At 59.6% G+C, this 21742-nt stretch carries 18 protein-coding genes; 9 read left to right on the top strand and 9 right to left on the bottom strand.

Annotated features, from left to right (window positions below; translation table 11 throughout):
* Nucleotides 1–102 precede the first annotated feature (102 nt).
* Both MMS95_RS01740 and MMS95_RS01735 read left to right on the top strand, forming a co-directional pair.
* Nucleotides 103–798 (top strand): CTP synthase, encoded by a 696-nt coding sequence (locus MMS95_RS01740; RefSeq protein ID WP_171404461.1) that lies wholly within the window; start codon nt 103–105, stop codon nt 796–798.
* A 702-nt stretch (nt 799–1500) separates the two neighbouring features.
* On the top strand, nt 1501–5439 hold the full coding sequence (locus MMS95_RS01735; RefSeq protein WP_242141344.1) for an amino acid adenylation domain-containing protein: 3939 nt from the start codon (nt 1501–1503) through the stop codon (nt 5437–5439).
* Nucleotides 5440–5480: 41 nt separating this feature from the next.
* On the opposite strand, the gene MMS95_RS01730 is transcribed toward MMS95_RS01735, so the two are convergent.
* Together MMS95_RS01730 and MMS95_RS01725 are read right to left on the bottom strand one after the other, a co-directional pair.
* Nucleotides 5481–6170 (bottom strand): LrgB family protein, encoded by a 690-nt coding sequence (locus MMS95_RS01730; RefSeq protein WP_004936833.1) that lies wholly within the window; start codon nt 6168–6170, stop codon nt 5481–5483.
* On the bottom strand, nt 6163–6585 hold the full coding sequence (locus MMS95_RS01725) for a CidA/LrgA family protein (RefSeq protein ID WP_004936830.1): 423 nt from the start codon (nt 6583–6585) through the stop codon (nt 6163–6165). Before MMS95_RS01725 ends, MMS95_RS01730 begins: the two co-directional genes overlap by 8 nt.
* Nucleotides 6586–6724: 139 nt before the next feature.
* Between MMS95_RS01725 and MMS95_RS01720 the strand changes: the two genes are divergently transcribed.
* The gene (locus tag MMS95_RS01720) at nt 6725–7612 is read left to right on the top strand and encodes a LysR family transcriptional regulator (RefSeq protein WP_004936826.1); all 888 of its coding nucleotides are present in this window, start codon (nt 6725–6727) and stop codon (nt 7610–7612) included.
* 73 nt (nt 7613–7685) lie between these two features.
* Here MMS95_RS01720 and MMS95_RS01715 read toward each other — a convergent pair whose 3' ends face one another.
* From MMS95_RS01715 to MMS95_RS01695, 5 genes are all read right to left on the bottom strand, one after another.
* Nucleotides 7686–9335 carry a Na+/H+ antiporter gene (locus MMS95_RS01715; protein WP_004936822.1) on the bottom strand — a complete coding sequence of 550 codons (1650 nt, stop codon included), beginning with the start codon at nt 9333–9335 and terminating at the stop codon, nt 7686–7688.
* A gap of 197 nt (nt 9336–9532) precedes the next feature.
* Nucleotides 9533–10894 carry an NCS2 family permease gene (locus MMS95_RS01710; protein WP_004936819.1) on the bottom strand — a complete coding sequence of 454 codons (1362 nt, stop codon included), beginning with the start codon at nt 10892–10894 and terminating at the stop codon, nt 9533–9535.
* Between the two features lie 333 nt (nt 10895–11227).
* The gene (locus MMS95_RS01705; protein ID WP_015379207.1) at nt 11228–11635 is read right to left on the bottom strand and encodes a glyoxalase/bleomycin resistance/extradiol dioxygenase family protein; all 408 of its coding nucleotides are present in this window, start codon (nt 11633–11635) and stop codon (nt 11228–11230) included.
* A gap of 47 nt (nt 11636–11682) precedes the next feature.
* A complete protein-coding gene (locus MMS95_RS01700) occupies nt 11683–12351 on the bottom strand; it encodes a glutathione S-transferase (RefSeq protein WP_004936814.1) in 669 nt (222 codons plus the stop codon).
* On the bottom strand, nt 12348–12791 hold the full coding sequence (locus tag MMS95_RS01695) for a lipocalin-like domain-containing protein (protein ID WP_015379208.1): 444 nt from the start codon (nt 12789–12791) through the stop codon (nt 12348–12350). The genes MMS95_RS01700 and MMS95_RS01695 overlap by 4 nt, the downstream gene beginning before the upstream one ends.
* Nucleotides 12792–12986: 195 nt before the next feature.
* Between MMS95_RS01695 and MMS95_RS01690 the strand changes: the two genes are divergently transcribed.
* Entirely contained in the window at nt 12987–13247 is a 261-nt protein-coding gene (locus MMS95_RS01690; protein WP_004936809.1) for a YdgH/BhsA/McbA-like domain containing protein, read from the top strand.
* 55 nt (nt 13248–13302) lie between these two features.
* On the opposite strand, the gene MMS95_RS01685 is transcribed toward MMS95_RS01690, so the two are convergent.
* Nucleotides 13303–14220: a LysR family transcriptional regulator gene (locus tag MMS95_RS01685; protein WP_099982348.1), complete on the bottom strand. Its 918-nt coding sequence runs from the start codon at nt 14218–14220 to the stop codon at nt 13303–13305.
* Between the two features lie 127 nt (nt 14221–14347).
* Here MMS95_RS01685 and MMS95_RS01680 point away from each other — a divergent pair, with 127 nt between their 5' ends.
* From MMS95_RS01680 to MMS95_RS01670, 3 genes are all read left to right on the top strand, one after another.
* Complete coding sequence (locus tag MMS95_RS01680) at nt 14348–15097, top strand: 3-oxoacyl-ACP reductase family protein (RefSeq protein WP_088381956.1); 750 nt, start codon at nt 14348–14350, stop codon at nt 15095–15097.
* A gap of 234 nt (nt 15098–15331) precedes the next feature.
* Nucleotides 15332–15544 (top strand): DUF1471 domain-containing protein, encoded by a 213-nt coding sequence (locus MMS95_RS01675; protein ID WP_004936800.1) that lies wholly within the window; start codon nt 15332–15334, stop codon nt 15542–15544.
* Nucleotides 15545–15763: 219 nt separating this feature from the next.
* Nucleotides 15764–16720 carry a cyclase family protein gene (locus MMS95_RS01670; RefSeq protein WP_049189118.1) on the top strand — a complete coding sequence of 319 codons (957 nt, stop codon included), beginning with the start codon at nt 15764–15766 and terminating at the stop codon, nt 16718–16720.
* An 85-nt stretch (nt 16721–16805) separates the two neighbouring features.
* On the opposite strand, the gene ssb1 is transcribed toward MMS95_RS01670, so the two are convergent.
* Nucleotides 16806–17336 (bottom strand): single-stranded DNA-binding protein SSB1, encoded by a 531-nt coding sequence (gene ssb1 / locus MMS95_RS01665; protein ID WP_004936793.1) that lies wholly within the window; start codon nt 17334–17336, stop codon nt 16806–16808.
* A gap of 277 nt (nt 17337–17613) precedes the next feature.
* On the opposite strand from ssb1, the gene uvrA reads away from it, so the two are divergent.
* Both uvrA and MMS95_RS01655 read left to right on the top strand, forming a co-directional pair.
* Nucleotides 17614–20442, top strand: a complete 2829-nt coding sequence (gene uvrA, locus MMS95_RS01660) for an excinuclease ABC subunit UvrA (RefSeq protein ID WP_015379213.1) — start codon at nt 17614–17616, stop codon at nt 20440–20442.
* Nucleotides 20443–20671: 229 nt separating this feature from the next.
* Nucleotides 20672–21724: an NAD(P)-dependent alcohol dehydrogenase gene (locus MMS95_RS01655; RefSeq protein WP_004936787.1), complete on the top strand. Its 1053-nt coding sequence runs from the start codon at nt 20672–20674 to the stop codon at nt 21722–21724.
* Nucleotides 21725–21742: the final 18 nt, after the last annotated feature.

The following is a 21742-nucleotide window of genomic DNA, read 5'->3' as shown; positions in this document are numbered from 1 at the left end:
GCCCGGCCGACGCCGGGCTTTTTTGTGCGCCGCGTTTAAAAAATCTGCGGCTCAACATGTCGCTTTCCTGTAATCTCCTTCTTTACCCGCACAGGAAAGGAAATGATGAAAGCTCAAGTCCGCATTGCTCTGGTCGGTGATTACAACCCGCAAGCCGTGGCCCATCAGGCCATCCCCGTGGCGCTCCAGCTCACCGCCGCCCATCTCGACATCGACGTGCAGCCCCAGTGGCTACCGACCGAAACCCTGACCTCCCCCGATGTCCTGCAAGATTTCGATGCCATCTGGGTGGTGCCAGGCAGCCCATATTGTCACGACGACGGCGCCTTTATGGCGATCAGGCATGCGCGGGAAAACGACGTGCCGTTCCTCGGTTCCTGCGGCGGCTTTCAGTACGCCATCATCGAGTACGCCCGCAACGTGATGGGCTGGCACGACGCCGGCCATGCGGAAACCGACAGCGGTGGCCGGTTGGTGATCGCCCCGCTGAGCTGCTCGCTGGTGGAAAAAACCGGCGACATCGTTTTTCAGCCTGACACCCGCGTCGCGCAGGCCTACGGCAGCCTGAGCACCCATGAAGGCTACCACTGCAACTTTGGCGTGGCTCCGGACTTCGTCGCCGACCTTGAGCGCTTCCCGCTGATTATCAGCGGCCACGATGCCGAAGGCGACGTGCGCGCCATCGAACTGCCGGAGCGGCGTTTTTACGTCGCCACGCTGTTCCAATCAGAACGCGCTGCACTGCGCGGCGAGCTTTCGCCGCTGGTGGTGGAACTCGTCAAAGCCGCCGTCTGCTAACCTGCTACCTCCCCGTAGGATCGAGCCGCAGCGAGACAGGGTTCTCGTTGCGTCTTTCATTTCGGGTATCACTCGGCATCAACGTTTCACATTTATTATCTCATTAAAGTTAATCCATTAATTGCCCAATAACGGATCATTCATCGCAGTTTAATTGAAACGTCATACTCCTATGAAAGTTAACAGCAGAATTACGAATAAAGAAATGCATGAAATCACAATAAGCTTCACTTCTTATTATTCATTATTATTTCTTTTATAATAATACAACATAAGAGATTCTTTATAATTTTTTATGATTCAGCCTGTTATCTCTTGCAGAGAAGCAACCGAACTTGCCCGCTGAGATACCACTCCGTTATCGCTTACGAACCGCCTCAGCTCCGCCCCCCTTTTGCCAAAAATAAAAAATCACAAATAAAACAATAAATTACATGATTTCGTTTACTAATATCACGAATAAAAGCCAGTCAATCGTGATTAACACGCCACAAAAGCAATGGCAAAAAACCAGTTTAAAAATAAATAAAATACAAATCATTAACGCTAAAATCATTGCATTTATTATAATAAAATAAAACCATTAAAAATATTTAATGTGAAAACAGGCCAACTTAATAATCACCTTTTATAATGTTCGAGTGCTTGGCTGCGACTCACTTTATTTAATTCGATTCATTCCTTATTTGTGGAGGTGGTTCCGTGTCCGCTTATTCCCTGACGACCGTGCAACAAGCCGTGTGGCTAGACCAATCTTTAAACCCCGATATCCCCTTATATAACGTTGGGTGTTTATGGCGCGTAGAGCGCGAGATTTCGCTACCGCTGTTTCAAGAAGCCATACGGCAAATACAGCAACAACATGATGCGTTGCAAACCACGCTGAAAGAAACGCCGCAAGGCATTACCCAGGAAACCTGCGACCGGGCCTATATCGACCTGCATTACCACGATTTTTCGCACAGACAAGATGCCATCAGCCTGGCAGAAACACACCTTCGTTCTCAATTCCTGCAGCCTTATTCACTGTATGACAGCCTGCTTTGGCGCTGCCACCTGGCCAAAGTCAGCGGATCCAGCACGCTATGGCTGCTTGCTTCCCATCACCTGATCGCGGACGGCACCTCAATTTCCCTGCTGAGCAAAATGATCATGGAGCGCTATAAACAATTAAAAGCAGGGATAAAAAACGAAGCCCCCCACTCGCGTTACCAAGACTTCGTCATCAGCGATCGCACCTATCAGCAGTCTCCACGCTACGAGCGCGATCGTGATTTCTGGTTGAAGCGTTTCATCGACGCGCCCCCCTCCATGCTGGAACGCCGCCAAAATCACTGTGGGCAACAAACCTACCCCAGCCATCAGATAATCAAGCGGTTGCCACGCGAGCGTTTCCTACAGTTGGAACAATACGCCGCCGCGCAGGGCGGTTCTGCAATGCATTTTTTTAGCGCTTTGCTGGCCACCTGGTTCGCCCGGATTTGGCAAACCGATCAATTCACGCTGGGCGTGCCGGTACATAACCGCAGTACCGCCGAACATAAGCAAACATTGGGCATGTTTTCCTCGATGATCCCACTGCGCATCACGGTCGATTCACAGCAATCCTTCGGCCACTTACTGCGGCAAATCGGCAGCGAGCTGCGCCAGTGTTATCGTCACCAGCGTTTTCCCATTGCCGAACTCAACCGCCAGTTGAACCTGCATCAGCAGGAGCGGCGCCAGCTGTTCGACATCAGCTTTTCTCTGGAGGTTTTTCCGACCGACATCGAACTGGAAGGCAGCCAGTTCAAGGTGGAAAACCTGCACCACGGTCAGGAACAGCTGCCCCTCGGCGTCTACCTGCGCCATTACCATCCGGGCGACGACCCGCTGTTGGAGTTCAACCTCAATCAGGCCTGGTTCAGTCAGGAAGACGGTGAGCGCATCGCCGCCCGCATGCTGCACCTGCTGAACACGCTACTGGACGGCGATCCGGCGCTGCCGCTGGGGCAGTTACCGCTGCTGTTGCCGCAGGAAAGACAGCAAATCTTCCATCAATGGAATGAAACCCGACAAACATGGGCAGACATGCCGCAAGGCGTACATCAATTCCTGGAACGGCAGGCCGCGCTGACGCCAGAAGCGCCGGCGCTGTGCTACGAGGACCACGAGATCAGTTATCAACAGCTGAATCTGCGGGCGAATCGATTGGCTGCCTTTCTCAGGCTGCAGGGATTACAGCCTGACGATCGCATCGCGGTATGCGTCAACCGCAGCCCGGATATGGTGATTGCCCTGTACGCCATCCTGAAGGCGGGCGCCGCCTATGTACCGCTCGATCCCGACTATCCACAAGACCGCCTGCGCCACATGCTGCAAGATTGCGGCGCCAGATTCGTTCTGATCGACGATGGCGGCGAACACGCGCTGCACCCGCTGCGCGATATCGCCGTGCCGCGATTGCATCTTCAGCGTGAGAGCCATCTGTGGCGGCAAGCGCCGGATGGCAACCCGCCGCCGCTGGCCGCCGATCCACAGCACAGCCTGGCTTATGTGATTTACACCTCCGGCTCGACGGGGAAACCCAAAGGGGTAATGAACGAACACCGCGGGGTGATCAACCGACTCCTGTGGATGCAAAAGGCTTATACACTGACGCCGGATGATGTCGTGCTGCAGAAAACGCCGTTCAGCTTCGACGTCTCTGTCTGGGAGTTTTTCTGGCCGATGATGGTCGGCGCCCGGCTGGCCATCGCCAAACCGGGCGGTCACCAGGAACCGGATTATCTCAGCGCCTGCATCGCGCAGCACGGCGTGACCACACTGCATTTCGTCCCCTCGATGCTGCAACTGTTTCTGCGCCACGGCGATATGGCGCAGTGTGCCTCTCTGAAACGCATTATGTGCAGCGGCGAGGCATTGCCGCTCGCGACGGTACAACGCTGCCTGCAGCAGTTGCCGCAGGCGGAACTGCACAATCTCTACGGCCCGACGGAAGCCGCCGTAGACGTTTCCAGCTGGCAATGCCTGCCCGATGATCCTCGCCCACTGGTACCGATCGGTAAACCGATCGCCAATACCCAGCTCCATATTCTGGATGACCAACTGCAACCGTTACCGCCTGGCATCGCCGGCGAATTGCATATCGGTGGTATTCAGGTTGCCCGTGGTTATCTGAACCGCGCGGCGCTGAGCGCCGAGCGATTTATCGCCGATCCTTTCAGCGCCGAGCCGCAGGCTCGCCTGTATAAAACCGGCGATCTGGCCCGCTGGCTGCCGGATGGCAACATTGAGTATCTGGGCAGAAACGATTTCCAGGTCAAAATCCACGGCCTGCGCATTGAATTAGGCGAGATCGAGCAACAGCTCAGACAGTGTTCAGGGGTTGAAGACGCCGCCATTCTGGCACGGGAAGACGAAAGCGGCGGCAAGCGCCTGGTCGCCTATGTCATCGCCCCAGAGCAAACGGCCGACGCCGCCGAATGGCGTCGGCAATTGCAGCAACACCTGCCGGACTTTATGGTGCCGTCTTGTTTTATCCGGCTGGATGCTTTTCCGCTGTCGCCCAACGGCAAGCTGGATCGCAAAGCGTTACCGGCACCAGCCAACATGCAGGAAACCGCTGCTTATGAAGCCCCGCAAGGCGAGCAGGAACAGCAGTTGGCCGAACTGTGGAGCGAACTGCTGGGCACAACGCGCATTGGCCGCGACGATGATTTCTTCGCGCTGGGCGGCCATTCGCTGCACGCCATTCAACTGCTGGTTAAACTGAAGCGACACGGGCATTCGTTAGGCATTAAAACGCTGTTTGCTCACTCGACGCTGCGCGGCCAGGCCCGTATTCTCACCGACGGCGTGCCCGCAACGGCTCCAGCCACCTCCGAACCCCTGCAGCAGCTGTTGACCCGTCTGAATCAGGCCAGTTTTACCTTTAAACAGGTAGAGCGCCTGAACCACGCCATCACCCCCGACAGCGTTTGGATGGTCCATCCTGCCGTCACCGGTTGCGATGTTTATCGCGATCTGGCGAACTACTTAGAGAAAGATTTCAATGTGTTAGGCATCAACAATTACAACCTGTTCCAACAGCCGCACATCACTTCGCTACGCGAGCTGGCGGCGTATTATCTCGGCCATATGCGGCTGTCGCCGGCGCGCCCCGTCCGTCTGTTGGGTTGGTCGCTAGGGGGCCTGATCGCGCTGGAGATGGCCGCTCAACTGGAAAGCCAGGGCTATCGCGATATCCAACTGTTCCTGCTTGATACCTTCTACCGAACCCCATTCCAGATCCGCAGCGAGCCGGGCATGCTGGCGGCGATGCTGGCCATGTTGGGTATTGACGGCGAGGCCGCCGACCGGGCCTTAAAGGCAGAGCCGACGGAGCTGGCATTGGCAAAACAAACGCTCAGCGCACCGTTGCAACATGCACGCATCACGCTGTTCAAGGCGACCGAAGATGCAAATCTGAATATCACCGGCCTGGGCGATGAGCGGGAACTGCTGGCGATTGCCGACAATGGCCTGTCGGCAATCGGTCAACATCTGCAGGTGCATCCGTTGCCCTGCAATCATCACTCCATTATCTTCAGCCACGAGGAGATAGGACGCGCCTTGCGACAGTCATCGCGCACGCCGGCGATGCTAGGCAACCTTCCTTGACGCTCTACGGTCTGCGGCGCAGTTCGCCGCAGACCGCCTCCTTACCACATCAGCCGGCCGATCAGTGGCGCGGCCACCACCGTGATAATGCCGGCCAACATCATCACCAGACTCGACACTACGCCTTCCTGCGGCCCCAGTTCATAGGCGCGGGCGGTGCCGGCGCCGTGCGACGATGCGCCAAATCCGGCCCCTTTCGCCAGGCGGCTGCGTACAGCCAGCCGCAAAAACAGAATGTCTCCCACCGCCATGCCGAACACCCCGGTGATCACCACGAACAACGCCACCAGGTCCGGTTGGCCCCCCATCTGCTTGGCGGCCTCCAGCGCGAACGGCGTGGTGATCGACCGCACCGCCAGGCTGCGCTGCACCTCTTCCGGCAGCGTCAGCAGGCGCGCCAGCCACACCGAGCTGTACACCGCCACCAGCACTGCGGTCGTTACCCCGGCGGTCAGCGACAGCCAGTGGCGACGGATGATATGCAGGTTCTCGTACACCGGCACCGCGAAGGCGATGGTCGCCGGCCCCAGCAGCCACAGCAGCCAGTGGGTTTCACCGATGTAGTCCTGATAGGAGATGTGGGTGACCACCAGCAGCAACACCAGAATCATCGGCGTCAGCACCAGCGGCATCAGCAGCAACGTGCGGCGGCGGCGATAGAGTTTTTTGTTGGCGAAATAGAGCGCCAGCGTCGCCAGAAAACAGGCCAGGCTAAGGATAAAATCATTCATGGCGCTGCTTCCGCCGCTGCAGCCAAATCTCCAGCCGATACACCCTGTCCACCACCAGCCCGGTGGCGCCCAGCGTCAGCATGGTGCTGACCGCGATCACCAGAAAGATCTTCCAGCCCTCGACCATCAGCAGCTGGGCATAGTTGACCACCGCCACCACCGCCGGCACGAAAAACAGCAGCATTTCCGCCAGCAGCCAGCGGGAGCCGGCCTTGACCCAGCTCAGCGGCAGAATGCGCAGCAGGATCAGCGCCAGTAGCATCAGCATGCCGACGATATTGGCGGGGAGCGGCAGGTGGAATTGTTGCACCAGGCGATCGGCGATCAGGAACAGCGCCGCATACAACGCCACCTGAATCGGCACCTGCAAACGGGTCAGCAGGGAGGGGGCAACGCGGCGTAACGCCAGAGACATGAAAGATGACCTCAAACAATAATTGACGGCCTACAGTATACGCAGCCGGGAAACCACGCCTGAAATGAATTAAAATTATCGACATCATGCCGTCCGGGAATAGTTTCTCGCCGGTAGCGTCCCCAAGGAGAACCCTAACGTGGATGTCCGCACCCTGCGCTACTTCGTTGAAGTGGTGCGCCAGCAAAGCTTCACCCGCGCGGCGGAAAAACTGTTCGTCACCCAGCCCACCATCAGCAAAATGCTGCGGCATCTGGAGGAAGAGCTGGAATGCACGCTGCTGATCCGCGAAGGCCGCAAGCTGCGCCTGACCGACAGCGGCCAGGCGGTGTACCAGCGCGGCCTGACGATCCTCGACGAGTTCCGCCAGTTGGAGGCGGAGCTGGAAGACATCAGCTCGGTGAAAAAGGGCGTGCTGCGGCTGGGCATTCCGCCGATGGTCGGCAGGCAGATCGCCGATCTGATCCGCCGCTTTCGCCAGACCTACCCCGGCATCGAATTAAAGATTTCCGAGCTGGGCGGGCTGTCGGTCGAACAGGCGGTGATGTCCGGCGAACTGGATCTGGCGATGACGGTGCTGCCCTTCGATTCGGCGCAGCCGCTGACCTTTCTGCCGCTGCTGGGCCATCCGATGTGCGTGGTGGCGCCGCGCACGCCGCAGTGGCTCAACCGCACCAGCATCAATATCGCCGAATTGGCCGACAGCCCGATCCTGATTTATAACGAAGACTTTGCGCTGTACAAGATGCTGATGAAGGCGTTTCGCCTGGCCGGCTTTGAACCGCAAATCGCGGTGCGCAGCGGCCAATGGGACTTTCTCGCCTCGATGGTGCAGGCCGGCGTGGGCATCGCCATGCTGCCGGAGCCGGTTTGTCGCTGGCTGGACAAGGAAAACCTGGTCTGGCTGCCGCTGGAGCCGCGCATGGAGTGGAAAATCGGCCTGATCTGGCGCCAGGGCAGCTACCTGTCGCACAGCGCGCAGGCCTGGATCGCCTGCTGCCGCGACTACTGGCCGCCGCTCAAGTAACCAAAAAAAGGGCCGCACAGGCGGCCCTTCAGGACAGAAATAAAGAGGAAAACGTTTATTCCTCTTCTGAGATTTACCCTTCGCGTTCGATCAGCAGCGCTTCGAGCAGGTCGAGATCGTGCAGCAGTTTTTGCAGCGTCTCGTTGCTGATTTTCTGCGTGGCGCGCAGGTGATACAGCTCGCCGCGCTCGGCGCGCAGCGCCGTCAGGCGGAAACGTCGCTCGAGGTTTTCCATCGCCAGCGCATTCTCGATATCGTCTTTCGACGCGATGCGCCGCCGCAGCATGCCCGTCACCCGCGAGCTGACCTCTTTCAACACCTGCGGATCGAGGTTTTCTTCGGTATCGGCAACCAGGCGCTCTTCCATTTTATTCACGCTCTCAATCGCCACTTCAGCCGCCATGGCGATCGCCATGCGCTCTTCCTGCTTGCTGGCGCTCTTGTCGGTGACCTGCACGCCGCGCAGCAGCAGCGGCAACGCCAGCACGCCGACGATCAACGACAGCAGGATCACCCCGGCGGCGATAAACACCAGCTGATAGCGCGCCGGGAAGGCGGTGCCGTCGCTCAGCAACAGCGGTATAGACAGCACACCGGCCAGGGTAATCGCCCCGCGCACCCCGGCGAACGACGCCACCCACAGCTCACGCGTGCTGTAATCGCCGAACTGCAGCGGACGCTTTTTCATAAAGCGGTTGCTGGCCTTCTTCATCACCCACAGCCAGGTGAAACGCAGCACCAACAGCGCGGCGTAGATGGTGGCCACGTCGGCGAACAGGTACCAGGTCTGGATGGTCGGATCCAGCTCCGCCTGCAGGATGGAGGTTTCAAGAATGCCCGGCAGCTGCAGGCCCAACATGATGAACACCATGCCGTTGAACACGAATTCCAGCATCGCCCAGACGCTGTTGGCGCGCAGGCGCATCGCCAGCGGCGCGTTGCGGATCACGCCGGACTGGCTGATGGTCATCCCCGCCGCCACCGCCGCCAGGATGCCGGAAACGCCGATATGTTCGGCGATCAGGTAGGACGCGAACGGCAGCAGCAGCAGGAACACGATCTGGGTCGCCGGATCGTCGCCGCTCCAGCGGCTCATCACCCGCAGCGATTTACTGTAGGTCCAGGTGACCGCCACGCCGGCCAGCAGGCCGCCGATCGCCACTTTGAGGAATTCAAGGGTCGCGCCGCCCACGGTGAACACCATGGTGCCCATCGCCACCGCGATGGCGAACTTGAGCGACACCAGGCCGGAGGCGTCGTTCATCAGCGCCTCGCCCTCGAGCACGCCCATGATCGGCTTGGGGATCCGCCCTTTGCCGACGATGCCGGACAGCGCCACGGCATCCGTCGGCGACAGCACCGCCGCCAGAGCGAAGGCCGCCACCAGCGGAATGCCCGGCACCATGGCGTAGATCAGATAACCGACGCCGACCACGGTGATCAGCACCAGCACCAGCGCCAGGCCGAGAATTTCACGCCCGTGATGCAGGAATTCGCGCGTCGGCGTTTTCCAGCCGTCGGCAAACAGCAGCGGCGGGATGAACAGCACCAGGAACAGTTCGGGATCAAAGTCGACGTGCAGCCCGAAATGCGGCCAGGCCAGCAGGGCCCCGATGGCGATTTGCATCAGCGGCAGCGGCACCTGGAACGGCAACATGCGCGTCACCACCCCGGACAGGGAGACCACCAGGATCAAAATGAGGATTGTAAAAAAGATTTCCATGCTTTCCTTAGACTCTACGATTCAGACGACATCGGCTCAGGGCCTGCGTTGGTCACGATAGTAGATCACTTTTTTTACAGCCGTTAAAGCTTGTTGTGCCTTTCAAAACGCGGTGCAGAGCAGAAGAAGACTTATCTTAAGAAGGGAATTGCCGTAACAGGCTCCCCCGCCCGGCGGGCGAGGGAAACCCAAGCGGCTTAAATCGCCCAGCCGCCGGCGTAGAACGCCACCAGCGCCACGGCGATCAGCACGGTGCCAATGTTCAGCTTGCGCCATTCGCCGGAGAAGATGCGGCCGATGACCAGCGAGCTGAAGCCCAGCATGATGCCGGTGACGATGTTGCAGGTCAGCACGATGAACACGGCGCACAGCAGGCCGGCCATCGCGTCGACGAAGTCGTTGAAGTCCAGCTTGGTGACATTGCTCAGCATCAGCAGGCCGACGTACATCAGCGCCGGCGCGGTGGCGTAAACCGGCACCAGATAGGCCAGCGGCGACAGGAACAGGATCAGCAGGAACAGAATGCCGACCACGGTGGCGGTCAGGCCGGTCTTGCCGCCCGCGGCGGTGCCGGCGGCGGACTCGATGTAAACCGCAGCGGGCGCGGCGCCCACCAGGCCGGAGAAGATGCTGCTCAGGGAATCTGAGGTCAGCGCCTTGCCGCCGTTGATGATCTGCCCGTCTTTATCCAGCAGGTTGGCCTGCCCGGCCACCGCGCGGATGGTGCCGGTGGCGTCGAACACCGCGGTCATCACCAGCGCCAGCACGCTCGGCAACACCACCGGCTGCAATGCGCCCATGATATCCAGGCTGAAGATCAACGATTTGCCGTCAGCGTCCGCCAGGCTCGGCATGGCGAACAGCCCCTGGTATTTCACCGCCGGGTCGAAGATCAGGCCGATGATGGAAATGGCGATGATCACCAGCAGAATGCCGCCGGGCACGCGCAGTTTCTCCAGGCCGAAGATCACCGCCAGGCCGACCAGCGTCATGACGACCGGGAAAGAGGTGAACGCGCCGAGCGCCACCGGCAAGCCATCCAGCGGGTTCTTCACCACCAGGCCGACGCCGTTGGCGGCGATCAGCAGCAGAAACAGCCCGATGCCGATGCCGGTGCCGTGCGCCACGCCCATCGGCAGGTTGCGCAGGATCCAGGCGCGGATGCCGGTGACCGAGATAATGGTAAACAGCACGCCCATCAGGAACACCGCGCCCAGCGCCACCGGAATGCTGATGTGCTGGCCCAGCACCAGGCTGAAGGCGGTAAAGGCGGTCAACGAGATCGCACAGCCGATGGCCATCGGCAGGTTAGCCCACAGCCCCATCAACAGCGACCCCAGACCGGCCACCAGGCAGGTGGAGACAAACACCGCCGCCGGCGGGAAACCCGCTTTGCCCAGCATGCTCGGCACCACGATCACCGAGTACACCATCGCCAGGAAGGTGGTCAGCCCCGCCACCACCTCCTGACGCACGCTGCTGCCGCGCGCGGAAATTTTAAAATAGCCATCAAGCCCGCCGGTTGGTTTTGCGGCGTGGTTCGCTTGAGAGTTCGACATAGGTTACTTCCCCTGTGTTTCATGAATCGGCCCGTCACAGCAGGCCTGTAATCTCGCCCGCGCCCGATCGCCACGTAATCGTTTACGTCACGTTCCGCATCCCTGCCCTTATGCCACACCGCCAACGGCGATGCGCACCCAGGCAAACGTTTAACTCGCAGCGCGCGGTACGGGTGATTTATGGTGGTTTATTCAAGGCAAACGATTATCCTGCCTTCCCTAGCGTCTAATCAACTAAAGATCGCGGCAATTTATGCAGAAAACGGCGGGAATGGCTTCTGCGCGAAAAGACGGGGCGATCCGGCGCCCCTGCCGACCTGCTTCACGGCGAGCTTATTGCGCCTGCACCGCCGCGGGATCCATATACATCAATTCCCAGATATGGCCGTCCAGGTCCTGAAATCCGTGGCCGTACATCACGCCATAGTCCCGCGGCGGATGATAGGTATTGCCGCCGCCGGCGATCGCCTTGCGCACCAGTTCGTCCACCGCCGCCCGGCTGGGTTGCGACAGGCACACCAACACTTCGGTGGCCTGCTTGGCGTCGCCGATCGGGTTCGGGGTAAACATCCTGAATTTGTCGTGGGTCAGCAGCATCACGTAAATCGTGTCGCTGACCACCATGCAGGCGGCGGTATCGTCGGTAAATTGCGGGTTGAAGCTGAAGCCGAGCTGGGTGAAAAACGCCATTGAGGCGGGCAGATCGCGTACGGGCAGGTTAACGAAGATTTGCGTAGCCATGGGCTACCTCCGATGAAGAATGACCCCATCGAGTATAGCCCATCCGCTTAACTCAGCAGGTCGTAAGGGCCGCCCTGCTCCAATGCCCGCTGGTAGGCGGGCCGGGCGTGAATGCGCTGCAGGAAGCCGCGCAGTTTCGGGCAATCATCCAACGCGCCGCGCGCCGCCATCGCCTCCAGCGGGAAGCTCATCTGAATATCCGCCGCGCTGAAGTCGTTGCCAACGAACCAACTGCCCTTATTCAGGTGCTGTTCGAGGAATTCGCAGTGCGGCGCGATCTGCTTGTCGAGGTATTCCCGCTGCACGCCTTTGCCGATCGCGCCGGCCACCGGCCGCAGCAGCCAGGGGATCGGCGGCTGGCCGAGACGGCTGAACACCAGCTTCATCACCAACAGCGGCATCAGCGATCCTTCGGCGTAGTGCAGCCAGTAGCGGTATTGCTGACGCGCGTGGAAGTCGGTTGGCATAAACATGCCCTGTGCGTCGTAGGCTTCCTGCAAGTATTCGATAATGGCGCCGGATTCCGCCAGTGTCAGATCGCCATCGACGATCACCGGCGATTTGCCCAACGGGTGGATCTTTTTCAGCGCCGGCGGCGCCAGCATGGTGTTGGGATCGCGCTCGTAGCGTTGCACCTGATAGGGCACGCCCAGCTCTTCCAGAAACCACAGAATGCGCTGCGACCGCGAGTGATTGAGATGATGAACGATGATCATGACGACGCTCCTGTCCGCTGCCACACCAGTTCGCCAACCTGCACGCCGTTGCCGAGCTGCAGCGGCACCGTGCGCAACGTCAGCCGATCGGCGTTAAAGGCGTAAAAACGTACCTGACGGCTGCCTATCCAATTGGGGAACGAGCAGCCTTCAACCTGATGCACCACCCGTTGCTCACTTTCTTCCACCTGATAACGGCCGAAGTAGCAAATCATATTGATGAAGGCGGCATGGATCTCCCGCTCGGATCCCTGCGTCAAATCGTCGGCGACAAAACGCGGCCGCACGGCGCTGTATAGCTGCGCCGCCATCGTGCCGTTGGCCTCATAGTGGATGCGCCCCAACACCTGCTCGCCCAGCGGGTAATTGAGCTCGCCGTTCTGGTTTTTGAACGCCGACGACACCAACGCCCAACTGCCGATAAACGCATTCATCGTCATGACGCTTCTCCGGTTAAGGATCGTCTGTAAAGGGTAGTGGCGATTGTTGCCCCGCGCCAGCGGATGAAAAATAATCAATTTATTTGACAGAGATACTCAAAACTCTCCGATTTTTTATTCACATCCGGTGCACTAGTATTTAACACATCGAGAGACAACGGGCTCTCACCTAACAAACACTCTGAGGAACGCATCATGAAAAACGTCAAAATTTTTGCTACCGCTGCGCTGCTGGCTACCGCTTCTTTCGCTACCTTCGCCGCTGACCTGCCTTCCAGCCAACCTGCTGCAGACGCCCAGAAGATCGGCGTCGTCACCGTGAGCGGCGCCGCTAACCTGAGCGCGCTGGAAAGCGAACTGGCCAGCAAAGCCGCCGCGTCGGGCGCCAGCGCCTACCGCATCGTCGCCGCCGGTGGTCAGAACAAACTGTACGGCACCGCAGAAATCTTCAACTGATCGTCGGACAGCCAACCGACGGAAGAAAGAAGCCCCGCAAGGGGCTTTTCTCGTTTTAGCGGGCGTCAAAGCGCGCCGCCAACTCCTGCAGGCGGAACTGTTCGGTGATGAAATCGACGAACACCCGGGTTTTGGTCGGTAAGAATTTGGTGGTGGGAAAATAGAGATACACGCTGCCGCGATCGACATACCAGCCCGGCAGAACCCGCACCAGACGGCCGCTTTCCAGATAAGGCGCCGCATTCGGCATGCCGATCAGCGCGATGCCCAATCCCATTTCCGCCGCCCGCGCCGCCGCTTCCGGTTCATTGACCGTCATGCTGACCGTCATCCCCGGCGCACGCTGCTCATTCTGGGCATTTCGCAGCGGCTGGTGGCGAATGCGCCCGGTCTGCGGCGAACGGATGAAAATCCCGGCGTGTTGCGCCAGTTGCTCCGGCTCCGTCAACGGCGGCCGCTGCCGCAAGTATTCTGCCGAAGCGACCAATACGCCATGCGCGGGCGCCAGCTCGCGAGCAATCATCCCCTGCGCCAACTCGATGCCGCCGCCCAGCGCAGCGTCAAAGTTCTCACCGATCAGATCCACCTGGCGATTGTCGAAATGCCAGTCCGGTACAATCGCCGGGTACTGCGTCAAAAACATCGGCAGCATCGGCAACACGAAGTGCAGGCCGAAGGCGGTACCCATACTGACCTTCAGCCCGCCGGCCGCCGCGCCGCCGCCGCTGCTCAGCCCTTTCAATGCGCACTGGATCGATTGCAATCCGCCGCTCACCTCGCCGAGAAAACGCTCCCCCGCCTCGGTGAGGATCAGCTTGCGGGTATTGCGCTGAAACAGCCGCACGCCAACCACCGCTTCCAGCCGGGTGACATTCTTGCTCACCGCCGCCGGGCTGAGGCCCAGCTTGCGGCCGGCGGCGGAGAAACTGCCGTTTTCCGCGCTGCTGACGAAGCACTCCAGATGTCCCAGCATGCTTTTTCCTTATGGATTTTAAACTAATGGTTTTAACTGATTATAGCTCTTTGTGGCTAGTGGCCGTGCAAGCGATCTCCGATACTGAATGCCGACACTTTACCCTCATCCACTCTGGAGAAATAACATGACCACAGCACTCCCACTGCAAGGCAAAGTCGCATTCGTTCAGGGCGGTTCCCGCGGCATCGGCGCCGCCATCGTGAAACGCTTGGCGAGCGAGGGCGCCGCCGTCGCCTTTACCTACGCCGCCTCGGCCGATCGCGCCGAAGCGGTGGCGAGCGCCGTTACCGCCGCCGGCGGCAAAGCCCTCGCCATCAAGGCCGACAGCGCCGATGCTGCGGCGCTGCAGCAGGCGGTTCGCCAGGCGGTGAGTCACTTCGGCAACCTGGATATTCTGGTGAACAACGCCGGGGTATTTACGCTGGGCAGCACCGAGGAACTGGCGCTGGACGACCTGGATCGCATGCTGGCGGTCAACGTACGCAGCGTATTCGTCGCCAGCCAGGAGGCGGCGCGCCACATGAACGACGGCGGCCGTATCATCCACATCGGCAGCACCAACGCCGAGCGCGTGCCGTTCGGCGGCGCGGCGGTGTACGCGATGAGCAAATCGGCGCTGGTCGGGTTGACCAAGGGCATGGCGCGCGATCTCGGCCCACGCGGCATCACCGTCAATAACGTGCAGCCCGGCCCGGTGGACACCGAAATGAACCCGGACGCCGGCGAGTTCGCCGATCAGCTCAAGCAGCTGATGGCGATCGGCCGTTACGGCAAAGATGAAGAAATCGCCGGTTTCGTCGCCTACCTGGCGGGCCCGCAGGCGGGTTATATCACCGGCGCCAGTCTGAGCATCGACGGCGGCTTCTCGGCGTAGCGCTCAAAGCCCCGCAAGGGGCTTTTTTTTTCATTCGCTCCCCGACGACCGCTTCTCACCTCGCACGGCATATTCGGCCTTGAAAGACAATAATAGAATTAGTTTATGCGCAAAAATGGAATAGTTTATTGACGATTCTGTTATTTATTCACCAGCCCGACGTCTTTATCCTTCGCTCCATCGTGTCGTACCGGACACCCTTATTTTTCGAACCTTCGAACACAGGATAAAGATATGAAAACCATGACCACCGTTATTTCACTCGCTCTGTTTTCCATGCTGTCGTTTAACGCCGCGGCAGAAAGCGTGACCGCAACCGGCAGAACACTGGATTCCACCGAAGCCCTCATCGCTAAAAAAGCGCAAGAAGCCGGCGCAAGCGGCTACAAAATTACCAGCGCCTACATGGGCAATTTCGTCACTATGAGTGCAGAACTGAAAAAATAATGCGTTTAGCGATAACGCCGTGCATACGGCGTTATTCATTGCCGCATGATTAAGGAAATCATCGCCGGGCGCCTTTTTAAAAATCACGCTGGCATACCCAGTACACAGAAAAAATGAGCCGTTCCCTCACCGGTTATTATTCGGCGGCCTCACGCCGCCAATTTCCGGAGGCTCACTTTCATTCGCCCTGCAATACTCCGTTATAAGGATGAGTCACTGATGAAATCATTGTATCGCCTCTCCCTCTTGCTGCCCTTGCTGGCCGCAGTGCCCACGCACGCCGCAGAATCCGCCGCGCAGTCGTCAGACTGGTATCCTTCCGTTTACGGCGCAAAAGACGAAATCGGCGCGGCCAACCTGCTCACGCCTGAGGTCGTATTACAGTCCGTGCAGTTGGTAAAACAAGGCAAGACATTGCCATTGGCGGTGCCCGTCGATAAAGATTTCCCAGCGTTCCGCCACCGCAGCTTCCGCTTATATAATATTCAGCCTGGTCAACAGGATGGTAAAACGCTTGGCCCAAATAAATTCACCTTTAATGATGAATTGGTGAATGCCTGGACCGGCGTCGGCACTCAGTTGAATGGCATTGGCCATATCGGCATCGACAATGTTTATTATAACGGCAATAAGGCGGCGGATTTCGTCACCGTAGATGGCGTAAAAAAATTGGGCGTGGAAAAAGTGCCGCCCATGGTCACACGCGGCGTCGTACTCGATATGACGGCTTATTATAATAAAGCGATCGTTCCGGGCGGCACCGAATTTTCCGTTGCGGATATTCAAGCGGTGCTTAAAAAGCAGGGCATCAGTTTACGCAAAGGCGACGTTGTCTTGTTCAACACCGGCTGGCTGGAGCTGATTGGCAAAGACAATAAAAAGTTCCTGGAAGTTGAACCGGGCATCGGCATGGAAGCGGCGAAATGGTTGGCCGACCAAGGCATCGTGGCCTTCGGCGGTGATACCTGGGCCTCCGAAGTTTACCCTAACCCGAAAAATGACGAAGAGTTCCCGGTCAACCAGTACCTGCTGGCCAAACGCGGCGTCTATAACCTGGAGCTGATCGACAGCCGCCCGCTGGTGCGCACGAAAACCTGGGAATTCCTGTTCGTACTGGGGCAACCGCTGTATGTCGGTTCAACCCAGGTCAATATCAACCCGGTAGCAATTTACTGATTGGCGACACCGCCGCAGAAAATCAGCGGCTAACGAACACAAAAAACCCCGCCTGAGCGGGGTTTTTTTAGCGCTGTCGCCAGGCTTAGAACGGAATATCGTCGTCGAAATCCATTGGTGGTTCGTTGCTGGTCGCCGGTGCGCTGTTCTGCGCCGGGCGAGACTGCTGCTGGCCGCCGCTGAACTGGTTGCCGCCCTGTGGCTGCTGAGGTTGGCCCCAACCGCCCTGGCCACCGGCAGATTGACCGGCCGGTGCGCCGCCGCCCTGACGGCCGCCCAGCATCTGCATGGTGCCGCCGACGTTAACCACGATCTCGGTGGTGTAGCGATCCTGGCCGCTCTGATCCTGCCATTTACGGGTCTGCAGGGAGCCTTCGATGTAGACCTGAGAGCCTTTACGCAGGTATTCCCCCGCCACTTCGGCCAGTTTGCCGAACAGCACGACGCGGTGCCACTCGGTCTTCTCTTTCTGTTCGCCGGTCGCCTTGTCACGCCAGCTTTCGGAGGTCGCCAGGGTAATGTTGGCCACTGCGCCGCCGTTCGGCATGTAACGGACTTCTGGATCCTGACCCAGATTCCCGACCAGAATTACTTTGTTTACGCCTCTGCTGGCCATGAGCACTTCTCCCGATGATTGATTTCTACACAGTATAAACGCGTCAGTTTACCACGCTGAGTACGAAACCACACCCGTGTTGATAAGTGCGAATTGCATTCCAGAATTGTCTTTTCGATCGACCTTGTTGCATTCGCATACTGGATATTCATTCAGGTTTTTTTGTGTCATAATTATGCGTTTCGACCAGGCTGTGCCGGTTTTTTGCGAGATCCATCACAAAATCCCCCGCAAAAATCGCGACAGGCGCGGTGTATCATCAAGACGGGAAGTGTAAATGGACAATATCGAAGTTCGTGGTGCTCGAACCCATAATCTGAAAAACATCAACCTGATCATCCCGCGTGACAAACTGATCGTCGTCACCGGCCTGTCCGGTTCCGGCAAGTCTTCGCTGGCTTTCGATACGCTGTATGCCGAAGGGCAGCGGCGCTATGTCGAATCACTCTCTGCCTATGCGCGCCAGTTCCTGTCGCTGATGGAAAAACCGGACGTCGATCATATCGAAGGCCTGTCGCCGGCGATCTCCATCGAGCAGAAATCCACCTCGCACAACCCGCGCTCCACGGTCGGCACCATTACCGAGATCCACGACTACCTGCGCCTGCTGTTCGCCCGCGTCGGCGAGCCGCGCTGCCCGGATCACCATGTTCCGCTGGCGGCGCAGACCGTCAGCCAGATGGTCGACAACGTGCTGAGCCAGCCGGAAGGCAAGCGCCTGATGCTGCTGGCGCCGGTGGTGAAAGACCGCAAGGGCGAGCACACCAAAACGCTGGAAAACCTGGCCGCCCAGGGCTATATCCGCGCGCGCATCGACGGCGAAGTGTGCGATCTGTCCGATCCGCCGAAGCTGGAGCTGCAGAAGAAACACACCATCGAAGTGGTGGTCGATCGCTTCAAGGTGCGCGACGACATGGCGCAGCGCCTGGCCGAATCGTTCGAAACCGCGCTGGAGCTGTCCGGCGGCACCGCAGTGGTGGCGGATATGGACGACGAAAAAGCGGACGAGCTGCTGTTCTCCGCCAACTTCGCCTGCCCGATCTGCGGCTACAGCATGCGCGAGCTGGAACCGCGCCTGTTTTCCTTCAACAACCCGGCCGGCGCCTGCCCGACCTGCGACGGCCTGGGCGTGCAGCAGTTCTTCGATCCGGATCGCGTGGTGCAGAACCCCGAGCTGTCGCTGGCCGGCGGCGCGATCCGCGGCTGGGATCGCCGCAACTTCTATTACTTCCAGATGCTGCGCTCGCTGGCGGAGCACTATGAGTTCGACGTCGAAGCACCATTCAACACCCTGAGCGCCAACGTGCAGAAGGCGGTGCTGAGCGGCTCCGGCAAAGAGTCTATCGAGTTCAAATACATCAACGATCGCGGTGATACCACCGTGCGCCGCCATCCGTTCGAAGGCGTGCTGCACAACATGGAGCGCCGCTATAAAGAGACCGAGTCCAGCGCGGTGCGCGAAGAGCTGGCGAAGTTCATCAGCAACCGCCCTTGCGCCTCGTGCCACGGCACTCGCCTGCGTGAAGAAGCGCGCAACGTGTTTGTCGAAGACACCACGCTGCCGGAGATCTCCGATCTGAGCATCGGCCATGCGATGACCTTCTTCCAGAACATGAAGCTCAGCGGCCAGCGCGCCAAAATCGCCGAGAAAGTGCTGAAAGAGATCGGCGACCGCCTGAAATTCCTGGTGAACGTCGGCCTGAACTACCTGTCACTGTCTCGCTCGGCGGAAACGCTCTCCGGCGGCGAAGCGCAGCGTATCCGCCTCGCCAGCCAGATCGGCGCCGGCCTGGTGGGCGTGATGTACGTACTGGATGAGCCGTCGATCGGCCTGCACCAACGCGACAACGAACGCCTGCTGGAAACGCTGATCCACCTGCGCAACCTCGGCAACACGGTGATCGTGGTGGAGCATGACGAAGACGCCATCCGCGCCGCCGACCATGTGATCGACATCGGCCCCGGCGCCGGCGTGCACGGCGGCCAGGTGGTGGCGGAAGGCACCGTCGACGACATCATGGCGCAGCCGGAATCGCTGACCGGCCAGTTCCTCAGCGGTAAACGCGAGATCGCCATTCCGGCGCAGCGCGTGCAGGCCGATCCGACCAAGGTGCTGAAGCTGAGCGGCGCGCGCGGCAACAACCTGAAAGACGTGACGCTGACGCTGCCGGTCGGTCTGTTTACCTGCATCACCGGCGTGTCCGGCTCCGGCAAATCGACGCTGATCAACGATACGCTGTTCCCGATAGCCCAGCGCCAGCTCAACGGCGCCACCATCGCCGAACCGGCGCCGTTCCGCGAAGTGACCGGCCTGGAGCATTTCGACAAGGTGATCGACATCGATCAGAGCCCGATCGGCCGCACACCGCGCTCCAACCCGGCCACCTACACCGGCATCTTCACCCCGGTGCGCGAGCTGTTCGCCGGCGTGCCGGAATCGCGCAGCCGCGGTTACACGCCGGGTCGCTTCAGCTTCAACGTCAAGGGCGGGCGCTGTGAAGCCTGCCAGGGCGACGGGGTGATCAAGGTCGAGATGCACTTCCTGCCGGACATCTACGTGCCGTGCGACCAGTGCAAGGGCAAGCGTTATAACCGCGAAACGCTGGAAGTGAAGTACAAGGGCAAGAGCATCCACGAAGTGCTGGAGATGACCATCGAAGAAGCGCGCGATTTCTTCGACGCGGTGCCGGCGCTGGCGCGCAAGCTGCAGACCCTGATGGATGTCGGCCTGTCCTACATCCGCCTCGGCCAGTCGGCCACCACGCTCTCCGGCGGGGAGGCACAGCGCGTCAAGCTGGCGCGCGAGCTGTCTAAACGCGGCACCGGCCAGACGCTGTATATCCTCGACGAACCGACCACCGGTCTGCACTTCGCCGATATCCAACAGCTGTTGGCGGTGCTGCACCAGTTGCGCGATCAGGGCAACACCATCGTGGTCATCGAGCATAACCTGGATGTGATCAAGACCGCCGACTGGATCGTCGATCTGGGGCCGGAAGGCGGCAGCGGCGGCGGCGAGATCCTGGTCGCCGGCACGCCGGAAACGGTCGCCGACTGCGAGAAATCGCACACTGCACGCTTCCTGAAGCCGCTGTTGAACCAGTAATGTCGCCGGCGTGCGGGCCGTCGTTCAGGCGGTCCGCACGCTGCCCCGTTTCCCCGCAATCGAACAGAAACAGGCAAGATTTCGACATTTTCAGGCATTTCCCTCCGCGCTCACCGCTTCTATCATCAATGTTCCCTCGGCGGCCGCCCTGTCTGATTCAGGCCGCGTCTCGCCAGCACTTCGCTGCCGGTCAAACGTTGTCCCCCCTACATTGATAACTGGAGCGACCATGAACATTACCCATGCCTATGCCGCGCATGACGCGAAGTCTGCGCTGGTGCCTTTCGATTACCAGCCGCGCGCCCTGCGCGACCACGATGTGCAGATTCAGGTGTTGTTCTGCGGCGTCTGCCACTCGGATCTGCACCAGGCGCGCAATGAATGGAGCAATACGATTTACCCGGTGGTGCCGGGCCACGAAATCGTCGGCCGCGTTAGCGCCGTCGGCGACCATGTCTCGCGTTACCGGATCGGCGATCTGGTCGGCGTCGGTTGCATGGTGGATTCCTGCCGCAGCTGCCCGAGCTGCGATGAGGGGCTGGAACAGTATTGCGAGAACGGTTTTACCGGCACCTATAACGGCCAGGATCGCCACACCGGCGCCGTGACCTACGGCGGCTACTCCACCAATCTGGTGGTGGATCAGGACTTCGTGCTGCGCGTGCCGGAAAACCTCGATCCGGCCGGCGTCGCGCCGCTGCTGTGCGCCGGCATCACCACCTATTCGCCGCTGCGCCAGTGGGGCGCGGGGCCAGGCAAAAAGGTCGGCATCGTCGGGCTCGGCGGGCTGGGGCACATGGGCGTCAAACTGGCGCGGGCGATGGGCGCGCATGTGGTGCTGTTCACCACCTCGCCGTCGAAAATCGAAGACGCCAAGCGCCTCGGCGCCCATGAAGTGGTGATTTCGCGCAACCCGGATGAGATGGCGCAGCACGTCAACAGCTTCGACTTCATCCTCAACACGGTAGCGGCTCAGCACGATCTGAACCCGTTCCTCAACTTGCTGCGCCGCGACGGCACCCTGACGCTGGTCGGCGCGCCGGAGCACGATCATCCGTCACCGCAGGTGTTCAACCTGATCATGAAGCGCCGCCGCATCGCCGGTTCGCTGATCGGCGGCATCGCGGAAACGCAAGAGATGCTGGACTTCTGCGGGCAGCACGGCATCACGTCGGATATCGAGCTGATCCCGATGCAGCAAATTAATGAGGCCTATGAACGCATGCTGAAAAGCGACGTGAAGTACCGCTTCGTGGTGGATATCGACTCGCTGCGCGCCTGATGACGGCGGGCGCCCGGC

The sequence above is a fragment of the Serratia sp. PGPR-27 genome (assembly GCF_022678525.1).
Lineage (GTDB): Bacteria > Pseudomonadota > Gammaproteobacteria > Enterobacterales > Enterobacteriaceae > Serratia > Serratia nematodiphila.
Note: the sequence above shows the minus strand (reverse complement) of the source record. Positions and strands in the feature narration are given on the sequence as shown.